The 17,161-nt window shown below is 46.7% G+C and carries 8 protein-coding genes; 6 read left to right on the forward strand and 2 right to left on the reverse strand.

Translation table 11 applies throughout. The annotated features are described in order from the left end of the window. The first annotated feature begins 365 nt into the window (after positions 1-365). From HMPREF0999_RS15785 to HMPREF0999_RS15805, 5 genes are all read left to right on the forward strand, one after another. Complete coding sequence (locus HMPREF0999_RS15785; protein WP_009276358.1) at positions 366-5,336, forward strand: DEAD/DEAH box helicase; 4,971 nt, start codon at positions 366-368, stop codon at positions 5,334-5,336. Positions 5,337-5,694: 358 nt separating this feature from the next. Then, positions 5,695-7,338: a diphosphate--fructose-6-phosphate 1-phosphotransferase gene (locus HMPREF0999_RS15790; RefSeq protein ID WP_005855923.1), complete on the forward strand. Its 1,644-nt coding sequence runs from the start codon at positions 5,695-5,697 to the stop codon at positions 7,336-7,338. 120 nt (positions 7,339-7,458) lie between these two features. After that, positions 7,459-9,765 (forward strand): beta-galactosidase, encoded by a 2,307-nt coding sequence (locus tag HMPREF0999_RS15795; RefSeq protein ID WP_009276360.1) that lies wholly within the window; start codon positions 7,459-7,461, stop codon positions 9,763-9,765. A 440-nt stretch (positions 9,766-10,205) separates the two neighbouring features. Continuing rightward, entirely contained in the window at positions 10,206-13,436 is a 3,231-nt protein-coding gene (locus HMPREF0999_RS15800; RefSeq protein ID WP_048926868.1) for a SusC/RagA family TonB-linked outer membrane protein, read from the forward strand. 39 nt (positions 13,437-13,475) lie between these two features. Then, a complete protein-coding gene (locus HMPREF0999_RS15805) occupies positions 13,476-15,254 on the forward strand; it encodes a RagB/SusD family nutrient uptake outer membrane protein (protein WP_009276362.1) in 1,779 nt (592 codons plus the stop codon). A gap of 532 nt (positions 15,255-15,786) precedes the next feature. On the opposite strand, the gene HMPREF0999_RS15815 is transcribed toward HMPREF0999_RS15805, so the two are convergent. After that, positions 15,787-16,284 carry a glucosaminidase domain-containing protein gene (locus HMPREF0999_RS15815; protein ID WP_009276363.1) on the reverse strand — a complete coding sequence of 166 codons (498 nt, stop codon included), beginning with the start codon at positions 16,282-16,284 and terminating at the stop codon, positions 15,787-15,789. Between the two features lie 41 nt (positions 16,285-16,325). Continuing rightward, on the reverse strand, positions 16,326-16,778 hold the full coding sequence (locus HMPREF0999_RS15820; RefSeq protein ID WP_009276364.1) for a DNA-binding protein: 453 nt from the start codon (positions 16,776-16,778) through the stop codon (positions 16,326-16,328). A 141-nt stretch (positions 16,779-16,919) separates the two neighbouring features. On the opposite strand from HMPREF0999_RS15820, the gene HMPREF0999_RS15825 reads away from it, so the two are divergent. Beyond that, complete coding sequence (locus HMPREF0999_RS15825) at positions 16,920-17,141, forward strand: DUF4248 domain-containing protein (RefSeq protein WP_005868065.1); 222 nt, start codon at positions 16,920-16,922, stop codon at positions 17,139-17,141. Positions 17,142-17,161 lie beyond the last annotated feature (20 nt).

The following is a 17,161-nucleotide window of genomic DNA, read 5'->3' on the forward strand; positions in this document are numbered from 1 at the left end:
TATACGAAGTCTTTTGGGAAAAAACGTTGCCCGATGACATTTACATAAGGCTTTGCTCCGAAAAAAGAAATATTCTCGCTTATCTTATCTGTAGAAGAGTGAATTTTTAAGTATAGTGTTGTTTTTCAATTTATTGCAGTTTTGTTGTTTTTTATGCTTAGGAAACTTTAGTTTCTTCTAGGGAAAACAAAAGTTTTCCTATGAATAAACAAGAGTTTCTCCCGTATAAAACTCTTGTTTCTATCGGAAGAAACAGATGTTTCTTTTAGAAGGTCGGCTATGTCTCCAATGAAAATCTGTCCGAGTTATTGAAATAAGTGGAGTTTTATGTACTTTTGAGGACTAAACAACGGACGATTGAGACAATGACATTTAAAGAAGTACTTCAAAGATTCCGTACCGGATCTTTTACCGAAAGAGAAAAGGGAGCGAAGTTTGAGAAACTGATGAAGAGATGGTTCCAAACGGACCCTCGCTATGCGGATAAATTGCAGGAGGTTTGGCTTTGGGAGGAATTTCCGGGAAAAAAGGATTTCGGCGGGAAAGATCTTGGTATAGACTTGGTGGCGAAAACTGATTTGGGTGATTATTGGGCCATCCAGTGTAAATGCTATGACGAGAAGGCCGTCATAAGCAAGGCGGTCGTAGACTCCTTTATATCCACCGCTCATCGTGCGTTTATAGATGATTTAACCTTGAAGACCACGTATTTCAGTAACCTGATCTGGGTTTCTACCACCTTGCGCTGGGGAGCGAATGCGGAAGAGACGTTGAAAGGTCAAGACATTTCGGTGACTCGTATCAATATGCATGAGTTGGAGGCTTCTCCGGTTGATTGGGATAAACTCTTGAAAGGGGATACGGGAAAAGCGGCTTTACGGGAAGGTAAACAGCCTCGCAAGCATCAGTTGGAAGCGATGAAAGCGGCTCATGAATATTTTAGGGTACATGACCGGGGAAAACTAATCATGGCTTGTGGAACGGGAAAAACGTACACCTCCTTGGAGATCATAGAGCAAGAGACCGGGGGCAAGGGACTGATTTTATTCATGGTCCCCAGTATCGCTCTTTTAGGACAATCGCTGAATGCTTGGATGACAGATACGAAATACAGGATGAAGGCTGTTTGTATTTGCTCGGATTCCAAGGCTTCCAAAAGGAACGATTTCGATAATGACGAGACGAGTATCATCGATAACCCATTGCCCGCCACGACAAATATCAACTCGATAAAACGGCAATTATTAGGCTATAAGGATACGGACGGACTGGTTGTCGTATTCTCGACCTATCAAAGTATAGATGTCTTGGCCGAGGCGCTGCGAGCGCTATTGGAGGCTGATCCGTCTTATGGTATATTCGATTATATCGTTTGCGACGAGGCGCATCGGACAACCGGTTTTAAGCAAAAAGGTCGTGATGAGAGTCATTTTACTAAAATACATGACAATGACTTGATCCGGGGGAAAAAGCGTCTTTACATGACGGCTACCCCACGTTATTATAATGACAATGCCAAGGCGACGGCTAAAGACAAGGATTTAGTGTTGTGGAGCATGAATAACCCGGACTATTATGGCGAGGAGTTTTTCCGGATCGGATTCGGACGTGCCGTGCGTGAGGGACTGCTGACGGACTATAAGGTATTGGTGCTGACGATTAGCGAGGATGATATCCCGGATTCTATCCTAGAGGATGTCAAGGATAAGCAACAAAAGGAAATAAAGATGGACGACGCCAGTAAGCTCATCGGTTGTATCAATGGCTTGTCCAAACGTATAAAAGGAGATAAGGGGGTTACGAAGGAGGCGGACCCGGTATTGATGCGGAGGGCCGTGGCGTTTTGCTCGACCATTAATCCGAGTGAGCGGGGGAGCGGTATCTCTTCCAAGGGGTTTGCTGCCGTGATGCCTACGATGGTGAGAAAATATAAGGAATCCTTGTCGGAGGAAGTACGGGAAGAGGTCGTGGATATCGAGGTTCAACATATCGACGGGGCGATGAATGCCGCTACACGGGAGGAGAAGATCGCTTGGCTGAAGGAGGAGACCGGCAATCCGAACGAGTGCCGTATTCTATCGAACGTGCGTTGCTTGTCCGAAGGGGTGGATGTGCCGGCTTTGGACGCTGTTCTTTTTGTCGCCGCCCGTAATAGCGAGGTGGATGTCGTGCAGAGCGTGGGGCGTGTGATGCGTACGTTCCACAAGGGGGCTTCGGATGAGAAGAAATATGGTTATATCATTGTCCCGGTAGTCGTTCCGGCGGATGTGGAGCCGGAGAAGGCGATGGAGGATAACGAGCGTTTTTCCGTGGTCTGGAAAATCTTGAATGCCTTGCGTGCCCACGACGATGAGTTTAACGCTACGGTCAATAAGATACATTTGAATAAGGTGAAGCCTCCCAAGGTGGTTGTCGCCGGGATACCGCAAGGCTCGGGTCGGATGCACGGGAAGGATTGGATGCCCGATCCGCAGGATCAACAGACGGGGGCGACCGAGCTAAGTAATGAGGAAATCGCTCGCCAGTTGGAACTTCGTTTCGGTTCTTTGCAAGATGGGATCTATGCGAAGATGGTCGAGAAGGTCGGAGATCGCCTGTATTGGGAGAACTGGGCGAGGGAGATCGGCTTGATCGCCCAGAAATTTATAGAGCGCATCGCCCGTGTCGTGAAAGAGGGATTGCACAAAGAGGCTTTCGTTGAATTCTTGAATGGCTTGCAAAAGAACTTGAACCCTTCCATTGACGAGGGACAAGCGGTGGAGATGCTGGCGCAGCATATGATTACACGTCCGGTATTCGATGCCTTGTTTAAGGACTATCAGTTTGTCAAGAATAATGCGGTCAGCCGTAGTATGCAACGTATGTTGGAGCTACTGGAGAGCGAGGCCATGGAAAAGGATACGGAGGTATTGAATAAATTCTATGAGAACGTGCGCATGAACGTAGGCGATATTGACAATCTGGAAGGAAAGCAGACGCTTATCAAGAATCTGTATGAGAAGTTCTTCAAGGGTGCTTTCCCGAAGACCGTGGATAAGCTGGGTATTGTTTATACACCCGTGGAATGCGTGGATTTTATTATCCATTCCGTTGACGATATCTTGCGCAAGGAATTTGATTGCAGCCTTTCGGATGAGAATGTGCATATCTTAGATCCTTTCACGGGGACAGGTACTTTCATTACCCGTTTGCTACAAAGCGGTTTGATCCGTCCGGAGGATCTGGAACGTAAATATAAGAATGAGATTCATTGCAATGAGTTGGTCTTGCTTGCTTATTATATCGCTGATGTCAATATCGAGAGCGTCTTTCATAGTCTCGTAAAGCGAGATACTTATTTGCCGTTCGAGGGCATTTGCTTAACGGACACTTTCCAGACAACCGAGAACGAGGAGAATGTTTTGGATCAGACTTGGTTTCCCGAGAATGCGGCGAATGTGGATAAGCAAAAGAAAGCTCCGGTACGGGTTATAATGGGTAATCCTCCGTACTCGGTCGGACAGAAATCGGCGAATGATAATGCGCAGAATTTGAGTTACGCTCATTTGGATAAACGGATTGCCGAGACGTATGCCAAAGCCGCTCAAGCGACTAATAAGAACTCTCTTTATGATAGTTATATTAAGGCGTTTCGTTGGGCGAGTGATCGTATTGCGGATTGCAAGGATGGGGGTGTGGTAGCTTTCATTAGTAATGGGGCTTGGATTGATGGAAATGCTCAAGAAGGATTTAGGAAATGTCTTGAGGATGAATATTCGAGTGTATATGTGTTTAATTTAAGGGGAAACCAACGTACGAGTGGTGAGTTGTCTCGTAAAGAAGGCGGTAAAATATTTGGTTCAGGTTCTCGTACGCCTATATCAATTACTCTTTTAGTAAAGAACCCGGCAAAGAAAGGGAAAGCGACGATTTATTATCATGATATCGGTGATTATTTATCACGTGAGCAGAAGCTTAAAAAGATTAGTGAGTTTGGTTCCGTTGATTCTAGTGAATTACAGTGGGAGATTGTTGCTCCGAATGAGAAAGGGGATTGGATTAACCAACGAGGAGGTATATTTGATTCATTGATAATCTTGGGAGACAAAGAGGATAAAAATAATAAACAAGTAGTGTTTGTTCCATTTTATAGTAGAGGACTGGCCACTGCGAGAGACGCATGGTGCTATAATTCGTCATCCGAATCATTGAATGCTAATATTAAACGGTCTATGGATTTTTATAATGATCAGAGATATCAATTGTCAAAAGGATTTATAAAAGATGTAGAATATGACTTAACACAAATAAGTTGGACTACCAGTGTCTTGAACTTAGCTTTAAAAAATCAGGAAATAACCCAAGATAAAATTGGAGAAAAGGTGATAAGTCTTTATAGGCCTTTTTTTAAACAGATAGGATATTATTCTCGTTTTTGGAATGAGCGTGTTTATCAATTGCCTAAACTTTTTCCAACATCTAAATATAAAAATTTAGTGATTTGCGTGAAAGGAATCGGAGACAAAGATTTCTCTTGTTTAATTGCTGATTGCATTCCTGATCTTCAAGTTATTTTTAATGGTCAATGCTTCCCTCTCTACTGGTACGAAGAAAACAAGAACAAGCAGCAAACCTTGTCCTTATTCGATACCGAATCAAGCGATGATTACATCCGTCGAGACGGAATCACCGACTGGATACTGAAAGAAGTCCGTACCCGTTTCGGTAATGCCCGGAAGATCACGAAAGAAACCATCTTCTACTATGTGTATGGCTTGCTTCATTCCCCGAAATACCGGGAAGCCTTTGCGGCCGATTTGAAGAAATCCTTACCACGTATCCCGATCGTGGAAGATATAGACGCATTCCTCGATTTCTCCTATGCGGGTAAGCAACTGGCTAATCTGCATCTGAATTATGAGGAAATACCTGCGTATGAGGGCGTGACAGTCATTGGCGACAGGCAAAAGGAGGAAGCCCCGGATGGTCGTATGATTGCCGGAACTACGGATCTATATGCGGTCAAGGTGGATTATAAATACTATGAGGTAGAGAAAATGCGATTCCCCAAAAAGGGGCAAAAGGATACGATTATCTACAACAGCTCGATTCGCATAGAGAACATACCCGATGAGGCGTATGAGTACATCGTGAACGGTAAATCCGCTATCGAATGGATCATGGAGCGCTATCAAGTGAAAACCGATCCAAGTAGCTTGATCAAGAACGATCCGAATGACTGGAGCCGTGAGCATGATAACCCCCGTTATATCTTGGACTTGCTACTCTCCGTAATCAACGTGAGCGTACAAACCATGGAGATCGTCAAAAAGTTACCGGATTTAAAGTTGGAATAAGAAAATAGTAAAAGGGGCTTCTTGTGAGGAATTGATATTTATTATTTTATAATCTAGAGATACACCTAGGGATAAAGCTTGCATGCATATAAAGTCTTTATGTAAAGGAGCTAAAAAGGTGTGTTTATACGATAAAGTATTATGTATTTGGGGCGGACGATGAAGGAGTTGATCTATATTGTCAGACCTGTTTTAGGAAATCGGCTTGTAAAGTGTTAATCATTCCTTCGGAACCAATTTTAGGGTGATTTTTCAATGAACATATCCCCTTGTCTTTTTATTAATACGGATTTTTTTCCTTATATTCGCGTCACTTTTGAACACGTATCAAATAATTTCTAAATAAATCAATTAAGAAATGACAAAGAGTGCATTACAAATCGCAAGAGCAGCTTACCAACCGAAGGTACCCGCTGCGTTGAAAGGTGCAGTGAAAGCCGTTGACGGCGAGTATACTCAATCAGTAGCCGATCAGGAAGAAATCAAGAAATTGTTCCCGAACACTTACGGAATGCCGATCGTTACATTCGAGAAGAGTAACGAGGAGAAGGCTATGCCTGTCATGAACGTTGGTGTGATCCTTTCCGGTGGTCAAGCTCCCGGTGGTCACAACGTGATCGCTGGTTTGTTCGACGGTATCAAGGCTCACAACGCAGATTCTCGTCTGTATGGTTTCATCTTGGGCCCGGGCGGTTTGATCGATCATAAATATATGGAATTGACGGCTGATATTATCGACGAGTACCGTAACACGGGCGGTTTCGATATGATCGGTTCCGGTCGTACGAAATTAGAGACGAAAGAGCAATTCGATAAAGGTCTTCAGATCTTGAAGGAACTTGATATCAAGGCTTTGGTTATTATCGGCGGTGACGATTCTAACACGAACGCTTGCGTATTGGCCGAGTATTACAAGGCTATCGGCGCCGGCGTACAGGTAATCGGTTGCCCGAAGACGATCGACGGTGACTTGAAGAATGCCCAGATCGAGACCTCTTTCGGTTTCGACACGGCTTGTAAGGTTTACTCCGAGGTAATCGGTAACATCCAACGTGACTGTAACTCCGCCCAGAAATACTGGCACTTCATCAAATTGATGGGTCGCTCCGCTTCTCATATCGCTTTGGAGTGCGCTTTGCAGACTCAACCGAACGTTTGTATCATCTCCGAGGAGGTTGAGGAGAAGAATATGTCTTTGGACGATATCGTTACTTACGTGGCTGGTATCGTGGCTAAGCGTGCCGCTGAGGGTAACAACTTCGGTACGGTATTGATCCCTGAGGGCTTGATCGAGTTCGTTCCGGCTATGAAACGCTTGATTGCCGAGTTGAACGACTTCTTGGCTAAGCACGATGCTGAGTTCAAGATGATCAAGAAGAGCGAGCAACGTGCTTATATCATCAGCAAGTTGACGAAGGAGAACTCTGATCTGTACGCTTCTCTTCCGGAGGGCGTAGCTCGTCAGTTGTCTTTGGACCGTGACCCGCACGGAAACGTACAGGTTTCTTTGATCGAGACTGAGAAGTTATTGTCTGAGATGGTTGGCAAGAAATTGGCTGAGTGGAAGGCCGAGGGCAAGTACGTAGGCAAGTTCGCCGCACAACACCACTTCTTTGGTTACGAGGGTCGTTGCGCCGCTCCGTCTAACTACGATGCGGACTACTGCTACTCTTTGGGTTACACGGCATCTTGCTTGATCGCCGCCGGTAAGACAGGTTATATGTCTTCCGTACGTAACACGACCGCTCCCGCTGATCAATGGATCGCCGGTGGTATCCCTGTTACTATGATGATGAACATGGAGAAACGTCATGGCGAGATGAAGCCGGTTATCCAGAAGGCTTTGGTTAAGCTTGACGGCGCTCCTTTCAAGGCGTTCGCCGCTAACCGTGACGAGTGGGCTTTGACTACTAGCTATGTATATCCGGGTCCGATCCAGTACTTCGGTCCGACGGAGGTTTGCGACCAGCCGACTAAGACTTTGCAGTTGGAGCAAGCTTAATACAGACTTATACATTATATAATATATAAGCTAGAGAGGATGTCATTTATTTGGCATCCTCTTTTTATTTACATACATTTGCCACGAGATCTTAAACCTAAAAATAAATCTTTATAACACATGGATTCCATGAAAAAGAAAATCGCCTATCTATTGCTCCTTTTGATGCTGATACCTGTCGGCTCGTTCGCCAAGGAGAAACGTACGTTCGAGATCAAGGACGGTCATTTTTATGTAAACGGGAAGGTAACCCCGATCCTCTCGGGTGAGATGCATTACCCTCGTATCCCTCATCAATATTGGCGGCATCGCCTTCGGATGATGCGAGCGATGGGCTTGAATACGGTCGCTACCTATGTCTTCTGGAACCTGCACGAGACGGAGCCGGGTAAATGGGATTTCGAGGGAGACAAGAATCTGGCCGAGTATATCCGGATAGCGGGAGAGGAGGGATTGATGGTGATCCTCCGTCCCGGCCCGTACGTATGCGCCGAGTGGGAGTTCGGTGGTTATCCGTGGTGGTTGCAGAATATACCGGGCATGGAGATCCGCCGGGATAACCCGGAGTTCTTGAAACGCACGAAGCTTTATATCGATAAGCTTTACGAGCAGGTCGGCGACTTGCAGGTATCGAAAGGCGGCCCTATCATCATGGTGCAGGCCGAGAACGAGTTCGGCTCTTACGTGGCGCAACGTAAGGATATCCCCTTGGAGGAGCATCGCCGCTACAACGCCAAGATCAAGCGGCAATTGGCGGACGCCGGTTTCAACGTGCCTCTGTTCACCTCGGACGGAAGCTGGTTGTTCGAGGGCGGTTCCACCCCGGGAGCGTTGCCTACGGCGAACGGGGAGAGTAACGTGGAGAACTTGAAAAAGGTGGTGAACGAGTATCACGGGGGAGTAGGCCCGTATATGGTAGCCGAGTTTTATCCCGGTTGGCTGATGCACTGGGCGGAACCATTCCCCGATATAAGCGATTCCGGCATAGCGAGGCAGACGGAGACGTACCTCCAAAACGATGTCTCTTTCAATTTCTATATGGTTCATGGCGGTACGAATTTCGGTTTCACCAGTGGCGCCAATTACGACAAGAAGCATGATATCCAGCCGGACTTGACCAGCTACGACTACGACGCCCCGATCAGCGAGGCGGGTTGGGTGACCCCGAAGTTCGACTCGATCCGCAACGTGATCCGGAAATACGTCACTTATGACGTCCCCGAGGCCCCAGCCCCTATACCGCTGATCGAGATCCCGTCGATCTCCTTGACGAAGGTAGCCGATGTGTTGGCCTTGGCGAAAGAAGGGGAACCGGTAGCGTCTCCGACACCTCTCACGTTCGAGCAATTGAACCAAGGATACGGCTACGTCTTGTACTCTACCCATTTCAACCAACCCCTGAAAGGCCGTTTGGAGATACCGGGCTTGCGTGATTACGCTACGATCTACGTGGATGGCGAGCGTGTCGGCGAGTTAAACCGTTGCTTCAACCAATATGCGATGGAAATCGATATCCCGTTCAACGCTACCTTGGACATCTTGGTGGAGAACATGGGGCGTATCAATTATGGCGAGGAGATCGTACGCAATACGAAGGGGATCATCAGCTCGGTCAAGATTAACGGCAGCGAGATATCGGACTGGAAGATGTACAAGCTCCCGATGGACCGGATGCCGGCTTTGGTCTCCGACGAACCTTATGTCTATAAGAATGGCTCGCCCGAGGTAGCGGCGTTGGGGAATAAGCCGGTTCTCTACGAGGGAACCTTCCACCTGTCCGATACCGGCGATACGTTCATCGACATGGAGGATTGGGGAAAGGGCATTATTTTCATCAATGGCGTCAATATCGGCCGCTATTGGTATGCCGGCCCTCAGCAAACGCTTTACATACCGGGCGTATGGCTGAACAAAGGAGAGAATAAGATCGTTATTTATGAGCAGCTGAATAATGACCGGAAGTCGAGCGTACGGACGGTCAAGACTCCTGTCTTGACAAAACTAAAGAAAATTGCAGCCATGGAGAAAAAGAATCGTTTGATGGAAAAAACAGTAAGCCCGTTTAGCGTGGATGAGACGATGCGGCGGATCGAGGAGATTATCAAGTCTCAAGGAGGTTCCGTGTTCGCCATGTTCGATCATGGGCGAAACGCTAGCGAGGTAGGGATGAAGCTGCCTCCGAATAAGGTGATCGTCTTCGGCTCACCGAAAGTCGGGACTTTATTGATGCAGCAAGATCCGTCTATCTCTTTGGAGCTGCCGCTACGTATCTCCGTTTGGGAAGATGCGGACGGCAAGGTTTGGGTCGGTTCCCCGAATCTGGAGACGATCGCCTCCGAATACGGGATGGAAAACAGCGGCGTCATCGAGAAGATGCAAGAGGCCGTAACGAATATCGTGAGTAAATCGATAGCTGGTAGCCGGTAAGGCTCATGGATCTAATGCGATAAGAGCTTAGGAGGATGTCGGTAAAACGGCGTCCTCTTTTCTTTTATATGGCCCAAGAGACTCATTTACCGTGCTGTAGATTGATAATAAGGTTTAAAAGTCTTCGGAAAAATTAGGAATAGATTGTATTTTTTATGCGGTTTTTAACATATTGTTGATTCTTGTGAAGGTGTCTTTTTGTTAACAAGAATAAGCCTTATTGGGTCTATAATAGCTATTTGTACGAACACATATCCGCAAGTTCAAGGGAATGTGAAAAAAATATGCATACTATTGTTGTTTATTGAGAATAATAATTTATATTTGTACCCGTATCCGAAGAGTGGATATAATTATTAATGTTAACCTATTTTTGTGTTATGATGAACAAATAGTTGGCTTTTGTTAAAAGCGGGCTGGGTTTGGCACTTTGTTTCCTTATGGTCGGTGCGGGTGTAACCCCTCCAATCCATGCGTCTAACGCGAATGTGTCCATCTCCCAACAAGCTAAGAAAGTTACCGGTACGGTAACTGACGCAAAGGGTGAACCCCTTTTGGGTGTGAATGTTGTAGTAAAAGGTACTACAAACGGTACGATTACCGACCTTGACGGTAAGTATTCCTTGGAAGTTGAGCCCAACTCCATTTTAGTCGTTTCCTACATTGGTTATGTATCCCAACAAATTCCGGCTTCGGGAGAAGTGGTAAATGTGACATTGAAAGAAGATACGCAAAACCTTGATGAGGTCGTAGTAGTAGGTTACGGTACGCAGCAGAAGAAAGATATCACAGGCTCCGTGGCAGTAGTCGATACGAAGGACCTTTTGGCATCTTCCGGATCTTCCGCTACCCAGCAGTTGCAAGGTAAGGCGGCCGGTGTATATATCGGTCAGACCGGTTCTCCGGGTTCTCCTTCAATGGTTCGTATTCGTGGTATCAATACGGTTAATGATAATGGCCCATTATACGTAATTGACGGCGTGTCAACACGTAATCAGGATCTAAGTACTTTGAATCCGAACGATATTGAGAGTATGCAGGTATTGAAGGATGCCTCTTCTGCCGCTATCTATGGTGCGCAGGCTGCGAACGGTGTTATCTTGATCACGACGAAGAAAGGTACGAAGAGCGGGCAACCGAGATTAACGTACGACGGTTATATTGGTGTCCAGAAGACGGGTAAGAAATATGACGTGTTGAATTCTATGGATCGCTTGAACCTAGATTGGGAGGCGCAGAAGAATAATATTGCTATGCGTGATATCGGAGGTTATCCAAGTAATCCTCAATTTGGTACGGGGGATAGACCTTCTATCCCGAATTACTTGACACAATCAGGTGCTCAGGGTTCTACTACAATAGATCCGAGCGACTATGATTATCCTACTACAACTTACGCACCATTCTCAGATACGGACTGGTGGGATGAGTTAGATCGTGCCGCCATGATTCAAAATCACCAGATCGGCTTGTCCGGTGGTACGGAAAAGGGACAGTATAACTTAAGCGCAAACTATTTCAAACAAGACGGTACGGTAATTGATTCTTACTATCAGCGTTATCAAGTGCGTGCGAATACCTCTTTCAATGTACGTGACTGGTTACGTGTGGGTGAGAACTTAACGTATGCTTTCACGAAAGATAATGGCTTGAGTGCGAATGGAGCGGAATCTAATCCTTATTCGTGGACATATCGTGCTTCTCCTTGGGTTCCGGTATATGATATCGCAGGTAATTTCGCTGGATCAAAGTTCTCCGGTACGGGTAACTTCCAGAATCCGGTAGCCAATCAAGTCCGTAATAAGGACAACTATTATACTCGCAACCGTATCTTTGGTAACTTATGGGCTGAGGCGGATATTTTCAAGGACTTGACATTCCGTACGAACTTCGGTATCGACTATACGAACCGGTATTATTATCGCATGGAAAAGAAAAATCCGGAGTTCTCAGAGTCTATGGGACAGAATAACTTTGAGGAACAAAGTGAGTTTAATTATCGTTGGGTATGGACGAATACGTTGACCTATAACAAGACTTTTAATGATATCCATAAACTTACCGTTCTGTTAGGTACGGAGGCTATCCGTGACGGTCTGGGACGCAAGTTGACCGGTCGTCGTTACAATTATTTGTTTGAGGATAATACGAATAGTTGGGTGCTGAATATGGGTGAGAATAACAACCAGCGTTTGGCGAATTCCGAATATAAGGGTGAGTTTGCTTTGTTTGGCTTGTTCGGCCGTGTAGATTATTCTTTCAATGATAAATATTTGTTCACAGGTATCATCCGTCGGGATGGTGTATCTCGTTTCTCAAAATCTAATCGTTATGGTGTGTTCCCATCCGCTTCTTTAGGTTGGCGTATTTCCCAAGAGGATTTCATGGAAAGTACGAGAGATTGGTTGGACGATTTGAAGTTGCGTGTCGGTTATGGACAGACAGGAAACTCTGAGGTTCCTCGTATTACGAACTATGCTATGGAACTTGCAACTTACCCGAAACGTTCTGACTACGATTTGAACGGACAGAATAATTCTACTACAACAGGTTTCATCTTAGATAAATATGGAAACGAGGATACCAAGTGGGAGTCTACAGAGATGTGGAACGTCGGAGTGGACGCTACTTTCTTAAATGGTAAATTCAATATTGGTGCTGAGTGGTATTGGAAGAAGACAACGGATATGTTGATCGAGGCTCAATATTCAGCGTTTGCTAACCCGGAGATCAAGAAACCATATATCAATTTCGGTGATATCAAGAATACGGGTGTCGATTTGAACTTGAATTATAGAGATTCAAAAGGTGATTGGTCTTGGGACGTAAGTTTGAACCTTTCCCATTATAAGAATGAGGTACTGCGTATCTCGGAGTCGGATGATGCCTCTTTGTGGGGAGCGGGAACTCGCTTGGATGGAAACGTGACCCGTACGACGAAAGGACATGCTATCTCTGAGTTCTATGGTTACAAGGTGAATGGTTTCTATGAGAACGTTGACGAGGTTTTGGCCTTGCCGCCTCTAGGACAATCCGGATTGAACGCTGAGTCCGCCAAGGCTTGGGTCGGTAAATTTAAGTTTGATGATGTGGATAAGGATGGTAAGTTGACGGAAAGAGACCGTACGTTCATCGGTTCTCCCCATCCTGATTTGATCGCTGGCTTAAACGCTACGGTTACTTGGAAAAACTGGGACTTCACGATGTTCTGGTATTCAACTATCGGCAATGACCTGTTTAACAATACGAAATATTTTACGGACTTCTGGATGTTCAACGGTAACAAGTCTGAGCGTATGCGTGATCAATCTTGGACTCCCGGTGCTGATAATAGCAATGCCATTTTGCCGATCTTGGATTCGAACGATGGTTATTCTGGTAAATTCTCGAACTCTTATTACGTAGAGAATGCTTCGTTCTTGCGTTTGAAGAATGTGGTTTTGGGTTATACGCTTCCGAAGAGCGTGTTATCTAAGGTGGGTATCCAAAACTTACGTTTGTATGTACAAGCCGAGAATTTGCTGACTATTACCGGTTACTCTGGATTGGATCCGGAATATACGAATGCGGATATGGGCAAAGAAAGTGGGGGAGACCTACAGAGAGGTGTTGATATGGGTGGATGGCCTTCAACGATGCGTTTCTTGTTCGGTGTAAATTTCGCTTTCTAATGTTTAGGGATTTGATTAACTTTTAAAATGAATTTTATTATGAAACACAACAAATATATATTAGCGTTGGCTTTTGCCAGTATGCTGACTTTAGGGTCTTGTGGCGATGATTTCTTGGGAAAGGAGCCGCAAGGAGTTTTGACCCCGGAGGCTTTGGCGAATGCTCAAGGTGTGGAGTTGCTGGTTACTAGTGCTTATGCGGGTTTAGCCTCTCCTGTGGAAGGATACGATCCCTATCAAGCTTCTCCGTTTAACTGGGTATGGGGTGGTATTTATGGGGGTGATGCCAACAAGGGATCAGACCCTAACGACCAATCTACGGTGAATGAGATAGAATTGTATAATACATTGTCGACCAATGGCTATATCAAGCAAAAATGGGTTTGGGTGTATCAAATGAGCAAACGTGTTAACTTGGCTCTTCAGGTCTTGGAAAAAGCGGAGGATATGAAGGAGGAAATTCGCCAAATGCGTAAAGGCGAGTTGAAATTCTTACGAGCCTTGGCTTATTTCGAGGGAATGCGTGTGTTTGGTGTTTATCTCCCCTATATTGATGAGACTAATCAAGAGAATGACCCAAAGGTGCATAATGACAAAGATATCTATAGTTTGGTCGTTGCCGACGTGGATGATGCTATAGCGAATTTATCGGATGATCCTAAGGTTGTTGGTGAGGTTGGTCGGGCGAATAAATCCGCAGCGAAGGCTTTGAAGGCTAAGATCTTGATGTGGCATGGTGATTTGGCGGAAGCGCAACCTATCTTAGCGGATGTGTTGACAAATGGTGTTACGTCTAAGGGTATGGCTTATGGACTGGAAGATGATCTGGACAATAACTTCAATGCTTTGACAGAAAATGGTAAGGAATCCGTTTTTGCGGTACAATACTCAAATGCGGCAGAGAATATGGGGGGGGCTCCCTTCTGTTTAGCTTATCCGCATAATACAGGTCCCGGTGGATGTTGTGGTTTCTACCAGCCTTCTTTTGAGTTGGTGAATTCGTTCCAAGTAGATGCGAATGGCCTTCCTTACTTGAACGGTGAATATCGTACGAAGAAGAGTGTATCAGTTCGTAACTCCGATAGTTCCCAAGATGCTGTGCTAGCCGTTAACGATAATAACATTGCGGTCGATCCTCGATTGGATTTTGCTGTAGGTCGTTTTGGTATTCCTTATAAGGATTGGGGATTCCCAGAGAATGGTTGGGTACGAGATGCTACGAATGGCGGTATCTTCATGCCGAAAAAGCATGTATATAGCAAGGCTGAGGATGCGGCTGGTATGAAAGCGTTATATGGTGGTTGGGCACCGGGTTCTGCTATGAACTTGCAATATTTAAGTGTTCGTGACTTAACTTTATTATATGCTGAATGCTTGGCTAACGCTGGGAATCTGAAAGGTGCGATGGAGCAGGTTAACAAGATTCGTCGTCGTGCGGCTTTGGATGTTAATATTGTTAAGTTAGATGATGGGACTCCAGCCGCTAATTATAAGATTGCCGAATATCCTTCTTCACATGCCGCATTCTCAAACAAAGATGTTTGTATCAAGGCGATTCGCATGGAGCGTAAGTTAGAGTTGGCTATGGAAGGTGAGCGCTGGTTCGATTTGTCCCGTTGGGGTGGTGATGTGATGGCTAGTGAGTTGAAAGCCTATGTGGACTATGAGAAACAGTATATCTCTAAGTTTGCGGGTGCCTCTTACCTGCCGGCAAATAAGACAATGTTGCCCGTTCCTGACGATGAGATCTTGACTTTGGGTACAGATCCGGAAACAGGTACTCCGTACTTGGTACAGCCGGAAGCTTGGAGAAACTAAAGGTTTATGGCGATAAGGAAGGCAGGGGACTTCCTTATCGTTTTTATTTTGAATGGTGCTTACAGATTCTTGCTCTTAAAGAGTTTGTCTTGAATAATTGATGGTTATATGTTCTTTTATAACCACAAAAGGAATAGATGGTTTAATAAAAGTTAAAGGGTATGCATCACGGCATACCCTTTTTGCTTGAAGAAAATAGTATTCTTCAAATTCCCATTTCCTCTAATAACCCCAGTACTTCAAGAGGCACCCTGCGCACCCCGCTATGAGGAGGGTGTAGCCGGAGATACCCAGCCAGTCCGCCCCGGGGGGCGGTGGGGAGGAGGGGGATCGTGGTGGCGGAAGAGCGTCAGCGAGGCGCCGATCGCCGCTAGCGTCACCTCCGTCTCCCGCATGAGGAGGGAGAGGAGGGCTAGCAGGAGAAGGAGCAGCGCCGGTAGCGTCTGTCGTTTCGGGAACAGGGGGATGCTGCGGGAAGATGACCCGGAGGAGTGCCGTGAGGCAACGGAGGATGAGTTCAAGGTATTTCATTTTAGTTGACAGTTGATGATAGGGGCGGCATCTGCCCGCCCTTTGGATTAACGATTGATAGTTGCGAGCTGATTTTTCGGCAAAGCTGGACGATCAGCTTACGATAGGCTTCCCGGTTATCGCCGTTCACCTCGCTGATGTAGGGGCTGTAAGCGATCTCCTTGGCGAAGGCCGTAGGGTTGGCGCTCATGTCGGCCGCCCGGGGATAGGCCGAGCGAAGCAGGCGGCAGTAATCCATGAACGAGCACTTATCGTCCGGGTAGATCCGGAAACGTAGCGAGCGGGGCGACAGCTCCGTCCACCGGCCGGTCCACCATACGTTGGGCAGCCCGTAGGCCGTGATGCCGAAAAAGTTATGATACTTCCGGCAGAGCGTACTCTCGCCCCAACCCGTCTCGATGGCCGCCTGTGCCAAGATCACCACCGGATCGATCCGGAACGCCCGCCCGGCCTCCCCAGCCAGCGGAGCGTATTCACGTATAAAAACAGAAATCTCCATACCACTTAATTTTCAATTTTCAATTCTCAATTCTCAATTCCCTAAATCTCGTCCGGGCTCTCGGAATCGCCCCCGCCCGGGGTCACCTCTCCGTTCGAGTACTCGGTGTACTCACGGAGCTTGGCCGTCAGCTTGAGCGAGGCGCTGGAGAGGTTGCCCGTGGCACGGGCACGAAGGCGTACGCCGATGATATTGCCTTGCGTGGAGAAATCCTCCGGCGTGACGGCCCCCTTCGAGCGGATGTCCACGCTGAAGATGCCGAGGTCGTCTATCTTCACGTTCTTGCCGTCCATCAGCAGCTCCTTGATACAATTCACCATGTCCTTCAGCATGCCGTGGATGGCGCCGGTGGAGAAGGGGGTGTTGTGGGTGGACATGTGCTCGGCCAAGGCGGCGATGTCTACCGTCTCCTCGCATACGGCACGGGCGTACCACTTGTTGAAGGTTGTCACGTTCTTCTCGTTCTTGTTTTGATACTTCTTGTAGCGGATCATAATGTGTTGTTTTTTAATGTTGATACAAAGATACGGCAGGGCATGGGGGCTTTGTCGCTTTGGGTGACTTAGGGTGATTTCGGGTGAATTATTTCTCCGGAAAATGATGGATATATGCCGGAGATTCACTATCTTTAGGATATGGAAACGACATTCAAGATACGAGCATACGGGCGGATGGAGCTGGCCGAGGTCTACCTGCCCGACCTGCATCCCCGCTCGGCCCACCGCAAGCTGCAACATTGGATAACGATCTATCCCGGCCTGCCCGGTCGCCTCCTCTCGCTGGGTTATCACGAGGGCGAGCGGGTCTATTCGCCCGCCATGGTGCGGGCCATCATCGAGTCGCTCGGCGAGCCGTGAGAGCCGGATGGTATCCGGGT

Origin of the sequence: Parabacteroides sp. D25 (assembly GCF_000307475.1) — a bacterium.
Lineage (GTDB): Bacteria > Bacteroidota > Bacteroidia > Bacteroidales > Tannerellaceae > Parabacteroides > Parabacteroides distasonis.